The organism is Alteromonas lipotrueae (assembly GCF_019249255.1).
Lineage (GTDB): Bacteria > Pseudomonadota > Gammaproteobacteria > Enterobacterales > Alteromonadaceae > Alteromonas > Alteromonas lipotrueae.
Map to the genome: position 1 here is coordinate 28,476 of NZ_JAESDJ010000004.1, position 13,690 is coordinate 42,165.

The window sequence follows — 13,690 nt, forward strand, 5'->3', positions numbered from 1 at the left end:
CATATAACAAGCCAATCAAGCGGGACTAAAAACAGTTTGCTCGGTTTCGCTTCGCTACATATGTTAGCAAACAATTTTTAGCCCCTTATTGGTGCGTTATGTGGCCTAGGTAAGCCCGAGGAATGTCCAAAACATGAAGACGGAAATCACACCCGAAAATTGGCCAGATCATTACTGGAATTACCTCGCTCAGCTAGAGGTCCATGCGATTGATAAAAATTACACTGCGTTAAAGCCATGGGATGAACTTGCCGAAAAATGTATGAATCTAGCGATAAAAGCACCATTTTTAAAAGGCGAGGAAACTGGTAGCAAATCTCTAAAGCTTGCTGCTGCCTTTCTTAAAAGAACAATGAGTGATTTTAGAGGTGCTTGGTTACTCGTTAATTGGGGTTACCCATATCAAGCAGCATGTGTCGCCGCTTCCCTCTATGAAAATGCACTAGTAGTGAATTGTATTAGCGGTAGAGATGATTTGGCTGAAAAAATACTTACGAATAAAAACGGTGACGTTCCTTGGCAACCTCAAAAGCTATCCAAAATGGCAGCGCAAAGAGATTTATTCGGTGAAATAAAAAACCATGCCCCGAACGACAGCAACTTTGAACAAGCATGGAAGCTTTGTTACCACAACTATAAACTTCTGTGCAAAATGAAACATCCTACCCTGCAACAAATAGATGACGAAACAAGTCATGCCATGAATGAAAAAGGTGAGTTTGTTGTTATTCCTCTGCCAGACACTAGAGACAGTGCAGTTGGGTTAAAACAAATGATAATGGTCGTGGGTATATCAAAATTATTTTCAGCAGCAAAATGCTTTGCGCAGTCTTCTAAATGTTCAGACGATGATGCATTTCATCAAGAATTCTATAACTTTGCTACTGAGGTATACTCAGACTTGAAAACACACATTAGTACAAGTGCTATTAAAAGCATTCCCATTAAAGCAACGGGGTTCAAGTTTTGAGCAAGCGGCCACATAACAAGTTTTCAAGTCGGACAAAAAACAGTTGGCTTCGTTCGTGCCTCACAAATTGTAGCCAACTATTTTTTAGCCGCTTAAAACGGCGTTATGACAGAAAGGATTCCGCCAAATGGTTCAAAATTTAGGTTTAATCTTTCTTTTATTCTTTGCCAGTTCTTCACTGGCTTTGGACAGTGAGGATATAAAGCAAGATAAATCTGTTAGTCTCGCAACGATTGCAGACAGCATCGCCATGCAATACCAGCAGATGGGCTGGTTTTCCGGCGCATTACTGATAACTAAAAATAATGAGGTGGAGTTTGCGTCATCTTATGGCTTTCAGAATGTCGAAGAAAAAATAAAGAACAGCATTCAAAGTCGCTTTAATCTTGGCTCAATCATGAAAGACTTTACCAAGGTCTTGATCTTGCAACAGGTTGAGGCTGGAAAATTAAAGTTAAGTGATAAACTAGTTAGCTTCGAGTTGGGGTTCAAACAACCTGATGCTGATAAAATCACGATTGAGCACCTACTAAATCATAGTGCAGGCTTTGCTGATATCTTTGTGGCTGAATATCGTCAGAATCAACTTGCATTTGATACTCTAAACAAGAAAATAAAGTTATTGATAAAAAGCCCCCTTTTATATACACCTGGGACTGATCGAAAATATTCAAATTATGGGTATGTGGTATTAGGAGTGATTCTTGAGAAAGTAACTGGAAAGCCTTTCGAAGAACTACTCAAAAACAATATCTTCAATCGGGTTGAGATGTCTTCAACGACCTTCAGGCCGGTCAATTCTCATGAATATCAGTCAGTCCGATATACATTCCAGTACAATGGCAATTTGAGGAAGGTCGGTATTATCGAACACCCTAGTCCCGATGGCGGCATTGAATCGACTGTTGTGGATGTGCAACGATTTTATCGAGCGTTATTCTATAGCAATAAGTTATTAAAGAACTCAGACGCGATTAATCGCCATTTATTTGCAATGGACGGCTCCCATTGGGGCGCATATGGAGGTGGTCAGGGCGTCAGTGCAGCCGCGGAAGTAGATTTGGACACTAGCTATGAAATAGTTGTTCTGGCAAACACTGATCACTTAGTTGCCGAACGCATTTCTGGTCGAATACACTCTTACATCAAAAATGGTGAGTATCAACCAATTAGACAATTGGAAAAAAACTTTGCCTTTAAGTACTACCAATCAAAAGGAAAACAACAATTCTATAAACACTTCAAACAGGTTTATAACGACAATGGTTACAGTCGATTCATCGGCAGAACAATTAATGAAGTAGGAATGGAACTACTTAAAACAAAATCATGGACCGAGGCATTTGATATGTTCGAATATTTAGTTTCATTGTTTCCCAATGCACCGCAGGCCTACGACAGTTTGGCATTCGCCTATTTATCGAAAGGAGATAGCGAGGCTGCGAAAAGTACTTTTAGCAAATCTTTAACTATTGATGGTAGTTTTAAAAGTGATTACGTGAGTGATAATTACGGTCATAACAATACGTTCAAGTAAGGACAGGCTATCGCCAGCCTCTTAGCTTTCCGTTGGTATGACTCCCCTTGTCAATAAAAACCGAGTGTCTCCCTGACATTTTTTCGGTCCATAATTAGCTGCTTTCTTGCTCTAAATAAATGAGCTAACGCACCGGATGAGGTAGTAATGTCGTCGGTTGTCATGCTGGTATTCGTGGATCAATAACCGTTAAGTTATTGCCGTCATAACGCCCTCGTAGGTTGTGCCACATTCCGCGGCCTGATCCGAATGCGTTAGCTCAAACTCGTTTGTCATGCAGGTACTCTGCTCAGTCTTAATTTTGGATTGACCGGCGTAAGCACGACCTCTCTCACAATAGCCCATATGTAGGCTGCCATTTCTCTGGCTATTGCGGTAATAATGAGATTGTAATGTTTACCTTTCTTGCTCATTCGCTGGTAGCGTTTGCACAGGCGAAGCTGTGCTTTCCACGCAATGTCGACGATGTCTTTGGGTAGCCCTTCTTGCCGGATTTGAATATTAGTCGACACATTCGCGGGATATCGATAGCTGTGCGCCCCCTCAATTAACAAGCGCCTAGCTCTGCCGTTACCAGACTTCGTAATAGCGCCCAAATGACGTTTTCCGCCTGAGGAATGCTCGCTTGGTCCCAAACCTAAATAAGCCATAAGCTTCCTAGGATGGTCGAAGCGGTGTAAATCACCAAGTTCCGCAACAACCCCAACCGCCACTAGCAGCCTCACACCACGCATGGCTTGGATCGCTTTAACGACAGGATAATACCGCCACTGGTGTACGTGATGTGTCAGTTCGTTATCTAACCTTTCCAATCGTCGTATGCGCTCTTCTATCGTTTGTAAGTACTCTTGCAGCACAATGTGCTGCGCGGGATGAGGTAATATCAACTCAGTCAGCCACCGCAGATGTTTCTTCGACCAATTAGCAGTGCCCTCATATCGAATATTATTTCTCAGTAGCAGCGCTTTGAGTTGGTATTTGGCTTCTTTTAGATCCTTCATGGCAAGCTCGCGAGCGCGGGATAAATCTCTTACTGCCTCATCTTCTGGCTCAGGCACATAAATAGGCGTGAGATCTTCCGACTTTAGCAGCTTCACCAGCTTCAATGCATCGCGCCTATCGGTCTTGATATGTTCACCAGGCTTTTTCGGAATAAGGGAGGGCGCAACGACGTAGCAACAATGTCCTAAACTTGCGATAAGTCGATAAATCCAATATCCACATGGCCCTGCTTCATACACCACGTGAATCGTTGCCCCGGGGTATTTCGATTCAAACTGACGAATGAGCTTTTTGACGCTGACTTTTGAAGAAGAAATTCGGCCATAGTGCACCGCACTTGCTCCACGCTGCTCTTCACAATAGGCAACCTCGTGAAACTCTTTATGCGTATCCAATCCGATAAAAATCATGCTATGTTTGTTCATGCTAGCCTCCAAATTGATTTAGTATTGAACAAACTAATTATGGCTTTGGCTGAAAAGTTAACCCACGAAAATGCGGAGGCTAGCATTTCACAGGGAGTCATTGTGTCTATGTGCAGGACTTACCCAAACTTAGTGGGTAAGACCAATCCCAAGGAAGGTAAGTGAATACTGAAATTAAAATACCTCAATTACCAGAATCAACTAATTCCGCAAATATCATTCGAATTTATGTTAATGAAGGTCAAGAAGTTGAGTACGATCAAGCGTTGTTTGATATCGAAACAGAAAAAGTAGTTCTAGAGGTAGTATCACCATCAGCGGGTGTCGTAGAGGGTTTCAATATATCTCAAGGGGAGCAGATTGTTTCAGAGCAAGTCGCAATGAACTTACGTGTAAAAGCAAATTCTGACACGCCTGCCGAATCAAAGAAAATTGAGTATATTGAAACTATAGTAGAGAAAAAAGTTAAGGAAGATTCAGATAGATTATTACTAGAAGAAACTATAGGTAATTCTTTATTTGATAAAAGAGGCCAAATCTGCGGATTATTTGGATTCGTAATAGGAATAATAATTGGTGTCATTGGCACAGTCGTTGTCCTCGGCTAATTCGGGTTATAACAAAAACATCAACGGAAAACTGCTCGCTGTAAAGCGCTCGTATTTTCTAGTTATATTAAGCGACTAAACAAGACAGGCATAATTGGAAAGGTAAAGCTGCTTTTGCGAGATTTGCTATTTAGATGCAACGCTATCCCAGCAATCGCATTGCACTTTGTCGACCTTCAACCCGTTGCTGATGTTGGTTGTGTGCGTATTGCTCAAGGTGAATCACTTTGCCAGCGGCCTGCTTAAAGCAGGTTTCAAACTGCGTGGTTAAAGTTAGCCATTCAGATTAAAGAAAGTGTACTAAGGGACAGTTTTGGTGGTTTCGAATTATGCCTGTCTGGTTAAGTTTCTTAGTTCTTCGAAAAAGGAGTTTAAAATTTGAAAACCTATTACCTGTTACTTTCAATTTTCTTTTGCTTTACCGCAGATGCCCAAACTCACAAAGTGAACGTTATTGTTCCTCAGTCATACGAAACTGAGACATCAAAAGAATACCCTGTTATTTACTTACTAGACGGCACCTCGAATCAGAATATGCTAAATGGCATGCTTCAAAGACTCCATTTATCAAAGGGGTCTTATGAGCATATTATTGTAAGTATCGATGTAGAGGATCGGCTGGATGATTTCGCACCAACCGTAAACATGGATCCACGAGGCCCTGTTGGAAAAGGAGGTGGCGGGGACCAATTTTTAGATTTCTTAGAAAAAGAGCTTATGCCGCGCATCAACAAAAAATATCGCACAAGAGAATTTAATTCCATCGCTGGCCACTCTGTTGCTGGACTGCTAGTTATCCATAGCTTTCATTCACGCCCAAAACTTTTTCAGTCTCATCTAGCCTTCAGTCCTGCTGTCTGGTGGGGAGCAAGAGAGACGGCTAAATCGGCTCAAAATTACGTGCTCTCAAACGGAGGCAGCGAAAATTACCTTTATATGAATATTGGAAGTGAAAACGGTGAAATGAAATCAGTGTATAACTCGTTTGCAGCTACACTAATGAAAAACCGTTCCATCGACTTAAAGTTAAAGCTAAACGAGTTTGACGATGTTTCTCACGATTTCACAATGGTTGCGGGCTTATACAATGCTTTATCAGGGTTATATCAATATCAGCGCGGTAAGGGCATACAACAATGACATTACATTGCTCGCAAGCTCAATGAGACATTGCTCTGTCCCTTCGTTCCAATTTTAGCCTACGTATTGCGACAATTTACCCTAGCGTATTTGCAGTGATGTACGCATAACAAACTGGTTACATAAGGAGTTACGAATGAATTCTAGTCATATCTTTTGGCCTGTATTGGCTCAGGTTTTTCTTACCCTAGTACTTTTTATCATTCTGGGAGCAAGAAAGGCCAAGGTAGTGAAAGCTGGCAAGGTTAATCGTCAGCAAGCGGCGTTAGATAATCGGGTATGGCCTGAAGAGGTCGTCAAGGTTTCCAACAACATTGCCAACCAATTTGAAGTCCCGATCCTTTTCTACGTTTTATGCGTTGTTCTCTACAGTATAAATGCCGCCGGTATTGTGGCCGTCGTTCTGGCTTATATGTTTGTTGTGAGTCGATACGCGCATGCCTGGGTCCACGTGGGGTCCAACTATGTGCCAATGCGGTTGCGGCTCTTCATGGTTGGTTGCGTGGTGTTACTTGCCATGCTTGGAGTTGCAGTTTGGAAATTGGCTGCATGACCGGTGTCTGCATAACAAAGCAATCAAATTTGTTTCGGCCTTCGGCGGGCGATTCCCCCGAATTAGTTGTTTCAAAATTCTTGAAACTGTAGAGTTTGTTTGGGGTAATGCAAGTTAAGAGTCTTTATCAACATTATGCGAAATTTATCTAAAATAAATTAATTAACAACACTCGTGTTGGGTTGTTGTCGTTTCCCACTCTAATGGTGAGTAGTGTAATAAAATTAAGGAAAATGATTGAAAAAATTAATTTACGGAATACTGCTGCTTATACTGGGAAGCCACAGTAATAGCTGGGCTATATCGAAGCTACCGACATTACAAGAATTGACGATTGATAGTAGTGTACTTGGTGAAAAGCGTGATTTAGTGGTTTACCTGCCGGCGGGGTATAAATTTAGTCAAAATCATTACCCCGTATTATACCTGACCGATGGTGACATTCAGGGATCACATACTGTTGGCACAATAGACTATCTAGCAAAGTTTGAGCAGATACCGCAAATGATTGTAGTGGGTATTGTAAACCCAGCTAAAACACGTATTAGAGATCTGACGATAACACCTTCAGATAAGCAAAGTCTTAATCAACTGGAAAACGCAGACAGATTTTTAGACTTTGTAGAGAAAGAAGTCATTCCTTATGTGAAACAGCAGTACCGCATTCTGGACTATCAAATTCTATCTGGAACTTCTCATGGCGGGCAGTTTGCTATCAATGCAATGGTAAAGCGGCCAGACTTATTTAATGGCATTATCGCCATCAGCCCATCTTTATACTGGAATAATCGGCAATTGCTTGGGTTAGCCGAGCAAGCTCTAAAAGACAAAAAGTTACAAGGACGTTTGTATATGTCGATAGCTAACGAAGAGCCAACCATGACAGATCCGTATCAACAGTTTATCGATCTACTTGTTAGTTATCCATCTGAGAAGCTGGTAGCCACATCTCAGACTTTTAGTGATGAAACGCATAATACAACCGTGCTCAAAGGGCAATATGCCGGATTAAAATACTTGTTTTCCGAATGGCCTATTCCAGAGGGTGAGCCTAAAACGTTGGCTGATTTACAGTCAAAATTTGCCAGTCGCTCAACACTTCTCAAAACACACTTAAAAATTCCAGAAGATAAAGTCAATGGTTACGCCCAGTGGTTGCAATACTTGAACCGTCATGATGATGTGTTGGAATTATTGGAGTGGAATCGAAAAAACTATCCTCATTCAGTAGATGCACATTCAGCCTTAATTAAGGCCTATATGGATTTTAAAATGACAGAAGAAGCCGAGTCAGCCCTTAAAAATGCATTGAAGTCAGTTAATGACCTTAGCCCAAAACAAAAATCACAGCTTAAAAGTTTGATTTTATAAGCATTCGTGGTGAGGCTACTCGATAGCATAACCTGACCCATGAATAAATTCTGCTGTGCAAAGCATCAAATGGCAAAATGACAAAATGGAGTGTACTAAATAATAGATATGTTTGATAAAAATCCAATTCACAGAATTGCTAGCGTATTGCCCCCAGCATTGGTGAGTGCGTTTGAAAAGCAAACATTTTATTCTACTGAAGAAGTGAAGCGTATTTTTGATAGTGAGCTCAAGACTAAACACAATGTAGAATATGCTTTTGCCATGTTTTGCTCGCAGGCTGAGTTCGAAAAATTGGGTTTAGCGTCAACTTATAATGATCTGCGCTTAGACGTATCTAAAACGTGTTTTGGAAATTGGCCTCGATTTAATTTCGAATCACTATTAGATTATTCTCGTCGCTCAACCATCGGTGGTGAAAGTGTTGTTATTGGGGGGGAAGGTGGTTGTGGGGATGGCGACTGCGGCGGAGGTGGCGAATAGTCTTTTTTATGAGCATGGGATAGTATTTGGCATGCGCTTTTAGAAAAACAAGCCAGTGTGATTAATAAGCAGCCGTGTTATTTATTCTGAACATTCGCTCAACGTTACTAACTATTATTTATCTCGTGGTGAGGTGGGGGGAACCTTCTTTCTTCCCAAGGATTCGAAATGAGTATCTTGCTTTTTTTAAGTACGGCTTTAGCTTTAACTTTAAGTCTCGTCAGAGAAATCGCTAAAAGAGGAGAAGATAGCTTAGCTGTCACGGTTTGGAAATTTTTTAGCTATTACACTACGCTCTCAAACGTTCTTGTCTTGTTATGGTCTGGAGTTATTACTTTTTCTTCCTCACAGGCAGTCAGTACCTTCGCGCTTAATGCCAATATCGCCGCTGCCATTACGTTTTACATCTTTACGGTAGGTATCGCTAATTACCTTATCTATGGATGGCTTAAACTGTCATTCTTCGAGCGTATTGCTGATTTGTTTGTTCACGCTATCACGCCGTTTGCTACATTAACGTATTGGTTGTTATTTTCAGAAAAGCAACAACTCGAATACTCATTGGTAGGGTATTGGCTAATCTTTCCGTTAAGCTACGCCCTATACACCATTCTGCATGGTAAATGGTCAGAATTCTATCCTTATGAATTTACGAACATTAATGAACTTGGAGTCAAAAAAGTTTTTTTTAATGCGTTGGCCTTATCAATTTGCCTGTTAATAGGTGCTACTTTTTTTATATTTATAGGCAAAGTGATTGGTCATTTTTAACGAAAGAGATAATTGACTCGCATTCCGTGCATGGGCTGATACCTAAGGGCTTACTTCATTTCTAAACCTCACTTTCCTGCACTTGATAATGGAAGGTTATGAAACATTATGGAGAGCCTATTTGCCACATGATAAATTACTATAAAGTAAAGAGTATTCAGGCTTATTTACCAAAAAACAAACCTATTTTTGAAGGGGGTTTTGATTCCGTTTGTTCCAATTAAGGCAGTTCATGCAGCTGAAGATTCTATTTAAGTCATCTTGGAAAAATTTACGTAAAGCATATTGATGAAGAAAGCTGCTCATTTTAGTGGAAGTGTTTTCACCAGAATGCTGTCAAAATTTGATGTGTGGCGGCGTAAGTACGCAATGTCTAATAATTTGTGCATGCGGCGAATACATTTACTGGCTCACTCTATGAGTAATCGAGTGCATAGAACACCCATTAGCTATTGCGGTAAATACGATCATCATGGCCACCAAACCCATGATTCCCCTCTGGTTACAGTGGACTCGTTACCTTATCGAACACATTTATCGAGCCAACTTTACAAACCTGTTATGTCATCAGTACAGTTTTGTCCCAATTTCTGGATACTTTCGTGACATCTTTCTTTCAGTATTGATAGGGCGTTAACACTCACTCATTCATTACTAAGGAAACATCATGAAGCGATTTAATAAAATTTCTGCAGCGGCATTGCTTGCGTTTGCAAGCCAACAAAGTTTCGCTGCTGATATAACGGTAGAAATTCAGAACTTAACTCACGGGTTGTACTTCACACCTATTGCCGCTGTGGCGCACACCGCTGATGCTAGCTTGTTTGAAGTGGGTGAGGCTGTCAGCACTGAAATTCAAATGATGGCCGAAGGCGGCAGTTTAGACGGTATTGCTACCATTGGCACTGCTATTGGTGCAGACGTTATCGCCAACCCTGCAGGCGGGCTGTTAGCGCCCACCATGTCTACGTCAGCCGACTTAATGACCGCAGACGACAATGTTGTATTGTCGGTTGTAGCGATGATCCTTCCTTCTAACGATGGTTTTATCGGGTTAGATAACTGGGAAATTCCAACAGAAGCTGGCACCTATACGGTTTTCATTAATGCCTATGATGCGGGAACAGAAGCTAACGACGAATTACGTGGTAGCGGCGAACCAGGTATGGCGGGTATGCCAGTACCACCTCCACTAGACCCATTACTTGGTAACGGCGGAACTGGTGTAGCAGGCGCAGATACTAACACTACCGTACATATTCACCGCGGAAACATTGGCGACGACTCGTTAACGGAAGGTGCAAGTGATGTAGACAACGCCGTTCATCGTTGGTTGAACCCAGTAGCTAAAGTAACAGTAACCGTACGATAAGGAGGCTGTTATGCAATATTTAGCCAAACATTATAAAAAAGCATTGGTACTTACGTTACCCTTTTTGCTTGCGGCGTGTGGTGATGACGATACCCGTGAAGTAATTGTAGAAGTAGAAGTACCAGCTGAAGTTCCCGATCCAGTGCCGGTATCGTACGACGTAACCGTAACTAATTTAACCAATGGTCAGCCAGTATCGCCGCCTGCGGTAGTGCTGCATAGCGAAGGTACGTTATGGGAAGTAGGTGCAGTTGCATCGGTGGAGTTAGAGCGTATTGCTGAACAAGGTGATTCTGCCGACTTTCTAATGCTAGGTGATGCAAGTGGTGGCGGTGTTGGCCCAATTACCCCAGGCGATTCACAAACGATTAGTGTCACCATTAACGATATCACCGACGCCAACCTAACGATTGCCGCCATGCTGGGAAATACCAACGATGCCTTTACCGGTATTAACAGTTGGAGCCTAGCCAACCTTGAAGTAGGTGCTACCTATACTACTGTTAGCCCAGCTTATGATGCAGGTACGGAAGCAAACACTGAAAGTGCAGCAACCGTGCCAGGCCCAGCAGCCAATGGTGAAGGCTTTAGCCCAAGTCGTGACGACACAGGGTTTATCTCAATGCACCCAGGTGTGGTGAGCTCAGATGACGGGCTTTCAACCTCGGCGTTAACGGTTGAACATAAGTTCGATAACCCGGTTATTCGTATACAAATTACGCGAACAGAGTAATGAAAAACAATGCCTCTATCGCTAGAAGAACGGCCAATTCAGCCGCTAATTTAACGGGCAAGTAAATAAAAAGCGTTAATCTTGTGAAAGATTAACGCTTTTCCATCGTTCTATTAGTTTTTGAACTGTGGTTTTCCCAAAAATGACCGACAAAATATTAATTGTTGAAGACGACCAAGATATCGCAAATTTAATGCGGGTTAATCTGTTAGAACTGGGTGTTGAAATAGAACATCAAACTGATGGAAAAGTAGCACTGGAATGCGCGTTGTCTGATGAATTTGCCATTGTAATTTTGGATGTGATGCTACCTAGCATGAGCGGCTTAGATATATGCCGCAAGGTGCGAGATGCCTTGCCTATGCAAAGCATTATTATGCTTACCTCGAAAACCTCTGAAACCGACAGAGTATTAGGGTTAGAGCTTGGCGCCGACGATTACATGACAAAGCCATTCAGTGTAAGAGAACTGCAAGCAAGGGTGCGTTCTCAGCTTCGAAAATATCATGTGGTGCAGCAAACTCAAACTACGCAACAACAAACAGATACACCGTTAAAACTAGGCCGCCTTGTTATCGACCAGCGAAATCATCAGGTATTTTTATCTGAAGAAGAATTGGTACTAACCGCCACTGAATTTGAATTGCTTCATCACTTAGCCAGTCACCCCGGGCAGGTATTTAGTCGCAGCCAATTATTAGAATCGGTGTGGGGCTACCATCATAGTGGCTACGAGCATACGGTGAATTCACATATTAACCGGCTGCGTTCGAAGTTAGAAAACGACGCCACCGCGCCCCAAATTGTACAAACCGTATGGGGTGTAGGGTACAAATTTAATCCTCAAGGAGTATAGCCCATGAAATTTGGCTTTTATCCACGCCTTGCCGTGTGCTTGGTTGGCGTATTTATGGTGGTGATGATTGCCTGTTTTTACTCCACGAATTTATTACAAAAACGCACACAACAAGAAGCAGAACAAAAACTGCATATTGGCTTAGCGGAACATCTTGTTAGTGATAACCCGTTACTGAAGGAAGGGGTGTACGACTACGAGGCCCTTGGAAACCTTTTCCATACGCTAATGATTTTGGGCCCAAGTTTTGAGTTCTATTATTTAGACCCTGAAGGCACCATTCTTACGTATTCGGCCGAGCCTGGAAAAGTGAAAGCCGAGGCGGTGGATATTGCCCCTATAAAACAGCTTATTAATACCGAACGCGGTTTTCCTATTGAAGGCGATGACCCAAGAAACATTGGCCTGCAAAAAATATTTTCTGCGGCACCGGTTTATAACAACGAACAACTGCAAGGCTATTTGTATGTGATTATTGGTGGTGAGCGTTACGACTCCATTATCGCGAATTTACAAAATAGCCAGAGCATGCGCGAAGTCGCATTATTTATGTTTGTTGGTTTGTTTTTGCTTTTGCTAGCGTTACTTGTGTTGTTTAAATATTTCACCACGCCATTAAGACGCTTAAGCGATGATATGGACTGCGTACGAGAAGCCGATTTTCATCGTGAAAAACTACCCCCTAATTTGGCTACATGGAACAAAAACAGCGCCAACGAAATAGACCGCTTAGGCTGTGCGTTTACCGATATGCTTACCCATATAGACAATCAGTTCGACCAACTTAATAAAATTGATAGCCAGCGGCGTGTACTGCTTGCCGACTTATCACACGACCTGCGTACTCCTTTGGCTAGCCTACAAGGTTACATTGAAACATTAGCGCTGAATGAAGACAGTTTATCTAAAGAAGATAGAAGACATTTTGTAGATGTGTCGCTTAAAAACGCGAAAAACTTAAAGCATCTTATCGACCAAATATTCGAGCTGGCGTATTTAGAAGGCGGACAAGTTACCTTGCATCAAGAGTCTTTTCCGTTAGGTGAATTACTGCATGATGTGGCCGCAAAGTTCGAGCTTGATGCGAAACAGAAAAATATCGCTATTAAAGTTATTCCCGATCACTTTGAATACTACGTGTTTGCTGATATTGGCAAGCTTGAGCGCGTGCTTACGAACCTTATTGCCAATGCTATTCGCCATACCCCGGAAAATGGCAGCATAGACCTTGCTGTGGTGTTACATAACGATAAGCTTAGAGTAGATATTCGTGATACCGGTATTGGAATTAGCGATAAAGAAATAGCGTACATTTTTGATGCTAGGTATCAGGCCAGTAATACAGAAAAAGATACGTGTAGCCATGCAGGTTTAGGTTTGGCTATTTGCAAAAAGCTAATGGCACTGCTTAATTCCGATTTGAGAGTAGAGAGTCAATTAGGGAAGGGCACGTGTTTTAGCTTTGAACTTACCTTAGCGAATAGTCATTAAGGTTGGGCTTAAGCGGTAGGTAAATTATAGCGGACTTGATATATAACGGTACTCGATTCATAGCGGGGCTCGATTTATAAAGGCACTTTGATTTTAAGCGGACATAAGGCTACGCAGCAGCACGGAAGAATTTCGTCATCATCAATAAAGGCGAGGGGATCGGTAGTATATTCTACTTCGCCTTCAATCAGCTTAGTTCTACACGCACCGCAAAAACCTTCACGGCAATGGTAGTGAATATTGATGTTAGCGGCTTCAAGGGCGGTAAGAAGCGTAGTATCAGGGGGGGATGAAATACACCCCACATCAACAACGTCGATGCGGAGTGTTTTATCAGCTGTGCTCATTATTTTTTGGCGCTACTTCTTAGCGTTTTTG

General features: G+C 42.0%; 14 protein-coding genes. 12 read left to right on the plus strand and 2 right to left on the minus strand.

Translation table 11 applies throughout. The features are described 5' to 3' along the window. Positions 1 to 133 precede the first annotated feature (133 nt). Both KYS23_RS07065 and KYS23_RS07070 read left to right on the plus strand, forming a co-directional pair. Entirely contained in the window at positions 134 to 970 is an 837-nt protein-coding gene (locus KYS23_RS07065; protein ID WP_218418294.1) for a hypothetical protein, read from the plus strand. A gap of 127 nt (positions 971 to 1,097) precedes the next feature. Beyond that, complete coding sequence (locus KYS23_RS07070; RefSeq protein WP_218418295.1) at positions 1,098 to 2,507, plus strand: serine hydrolase domain-containing protein; 1,410 nt, start codon at positions 1,098 to 1,100, stop codon at positions 2,505 to 2,507. 272 nt (positions 2,508 to 2,779) lie between these two features. Here the strand turns inward: KYS23_RS07070 and KYS23_RS07075 are convergent, their stop codons facing one another. Continuing rightward, positions 2,780 to 3,934: an IS110 family RNA-guided transposase gene (locus KYS23_RS07075; protein WP_218418296.1), complete on the minus strand. Its 1,155-nt coding sequence runs from the start codon at positions 3,932 to 3,934 to the stop codon at positions 2,780 to 2,782. A 161-nt stretch (positions 3,935 to 4,095) separates the two neighbouring features. Here KYS23_RS07075 and KYS23_RS07080 point away from each other — a divergent pair, with 161 nt between their 5' ends. The 10 genes from KYS23_RS07080 (at position 4,096) to KYS23_RS07125 (ending at position 13,312) form a co-directional block, all read left to right on the plus strand. Further along, positions 4,096 to 4,542 (plus strand): biotin/lipoyl-containing protein, encoded by a 447-nt coding sequence (locus KYS23_RS07080; RefSeq protein ID WP_159530474.1) that lies wholly within the window; start codon positions 4,096 to 4,098, stop codon positions 4,540 to 4,542. A gap of 378 nt (positions 4,543 to 4,920) precedes the next feature. After that, positions 4,921 to 5,682 (plus strand): alpha/beta hydrolase, encoded by a 762-nt coding sequence (locus KYS23_RS07085; protein ID WP_246604324.1) that lies wholly within the window; start codon positions 4,921 to 4,923, stop codon positions 5,680 to 5,682. A gap of 136 nt (positions 5,683 to 5,818) precedes the next feature. Continuing rightward, entirely contained in the window at positions 5,819 to 6,235 is a 417-nt protein-coding gene (locus KYS23_RS07090) for an MAPEG family protein (RefSeq protein WP_159530472.1), read from the plus strand. Between the two features lie 237 nt (positions 6,236 to 6,472). Beyond that, positions 6,473 to 7,606 carry an alpha/beta hydrolase gene (locus KYS23_RS07095; RefSeq protein WP_218418297.1) on the plus strand — a complete coding sequence of 378 codons (1,134 nt, stop codon included), beginning with the start codon at positions 6,473 to 6,475 and terminating at the stop codon, positions 7,604 to 7,606. Between the two features lie 108 nt (positions 7,607 to 7,714). Further along, entirely contained in the window at positions 7,715 to 8,089 is a 375-nt protein-coding gene (locus KYS23_RS07100) for a DUF6559 family protein (protein ID WP_218418298.1), read from the plus strand. 168 nt (positions 8,090 to 8,257) lie between these two features. Beyond that, a complete protein-coding gene (locus KYS23_RS07105) occupies positions 8,258 to 8,860 on the plus strand; it encodes a Pr6Pr family membrane protein (RefSeq protein ID WP_218418299.1) in 603 nt (200 codons plus the stop codon). A 667-nt stretch (positions 8,861 to 9,527) separates the two neighbouring features. Continuing rightward, complete coding sequence (locus KYS23_RS07110; RefSeq protein WP_218418300.1) at positions 9,528 to 10,232, plus strand: spondin domain-containing protein; 705 nt, start codon at positions 9,528 to 9,530, stop codon at positions 10,230 to 10,232. Between the two features lie 10 nt (positions 10,233 to 10,242). Further along, entirely contained in the window at positions 10,243 to 10,965 is a 723-nt protein-coding gene (locus tag KYS23_RS07115; protein ID WP_218398048.1) for a spondin domain-containing protein, read from the plus strand. A 142-nt stretch (positions 10,966 to 11,107) separates the two neighbouring features. Then, the gene (locus KYS23_RS07120; protein ID WP_218418301.1) at positions 11,108 to 11,821 is read left to right on the plus strand and encodes a response regulator transcription factor; all 714 of its coding nucleotides are present in this window, start codon (positions 11,108 to 11,110) and stop codon (positions 11,819 to 11,821) included. 3 nt (positions 11,822 to 11,824) lie between these two features. After that, complete coding sequence (locus tag KYS23_RS07125; RefSeq protein ID WP_218418302.1) at positions 11,825 to 13,312, plus strand: sensor histidine kinase; 1,488 nt, start codon at positions 11,825 to 11,827, stop codon at positions 13,310 to 13,312. Between the two features lie 74 nt (positions 13,313 to 13,386). On the opposite strand, the gene yfaE is transcribed toward KYS23_RS07125, so the two are convergent. After that, positions 13,387 to 13,659 (minus strand): class I ribonucleotide reductase maintenance protein YfaE, encoded by a 273-nt coding sequence (yfaE, locus tag KYS23_RS07130; protein WP_013784176.1) that lies wholly within the window; start codon positions 13,657 to 13,659, stop codon positions 13,387 to 13,389. Positions 13,660 to 13,690 lie beyond the last annotated feature (31 nt).

Bases quoted from the DNA above. Each gene is read 5' to 3' on its own strand.
- KYS23_RS07065 (WP_218418294.1), top strand. From the start codon at position 134: ATGAAGACGGAAATCACACCCGAAAATTGGCCAGATCATTACTGGAAT.
- KYS23_RS07070 (WP_218418295.1), top strand. From the start codon at position 1,098: ATGGTTCAAAATTTAGGTTTAATCTTTCTTTTATTCTTTGCCAGTTCT.
- KYS23_RS07075 (WP_218418296.1), bottom strand. From the start codon at position 3,934: ATGAACAAACATAGCATGATTTTTATCGGATTGGATACGCATAAAGAG.
- KYS23_RS07090 (WP_159530472.1), top strand. From the start codon at position 5,819: ATGAATTCTAGTCATATCTTTTGGCCTGTATTGGCTCAGGTTTTTCTT.
- KYS23_RS07100 (WP_218418298.1), top strand. From the start codon at position 7,715: ATGTTTGATAAAAATCCAATTCACAGAATTGCTAGCGTATTGCCCCCA.
- KYS23_RS07105 (WP_218418299.1), top strand. From the start codon at position 8,258: ATGAGTATCTTGCTTTTTTTAAGTACGGCTTTAGCTTTAACTTTAAGT.
- KYS23_RS07110 (WP_218418300.1), top strand. From the start codon at position 9,528: ATGAAGCGATTTAATAAAATTTCTGCAGCGGCATTGCTTGCGTTTGCA.
- KYS23_RS07115 (WP_218398048.1), top strand. From the start codon at position 10,243: ATGCAATATTTAGCCAAACATTATAAAAAAGCATTGGTACTTACGTTA.
- KYS23_RS07120 (WP_218418301.1), top strand. From the start codon at position 11,108: ATGACCGACAAAATATTAATTGTTGAAGACGACCAAGATATCGCAAAT.
- KYS23_RS07125 (WP_218418302.1), top strand. From the start codon at position 11,825: ATGAAATTTGGCTTTTATCCACGCCTTGCCGTGTGCTTGGTTGGCGTA.
- yfaE (WP_013784176.1), bottom strand. From the start codon at position 13,659: ATGAGCACAGCTGATAAAACACTCCGCATCGACGTTGTTGATGTGGGG.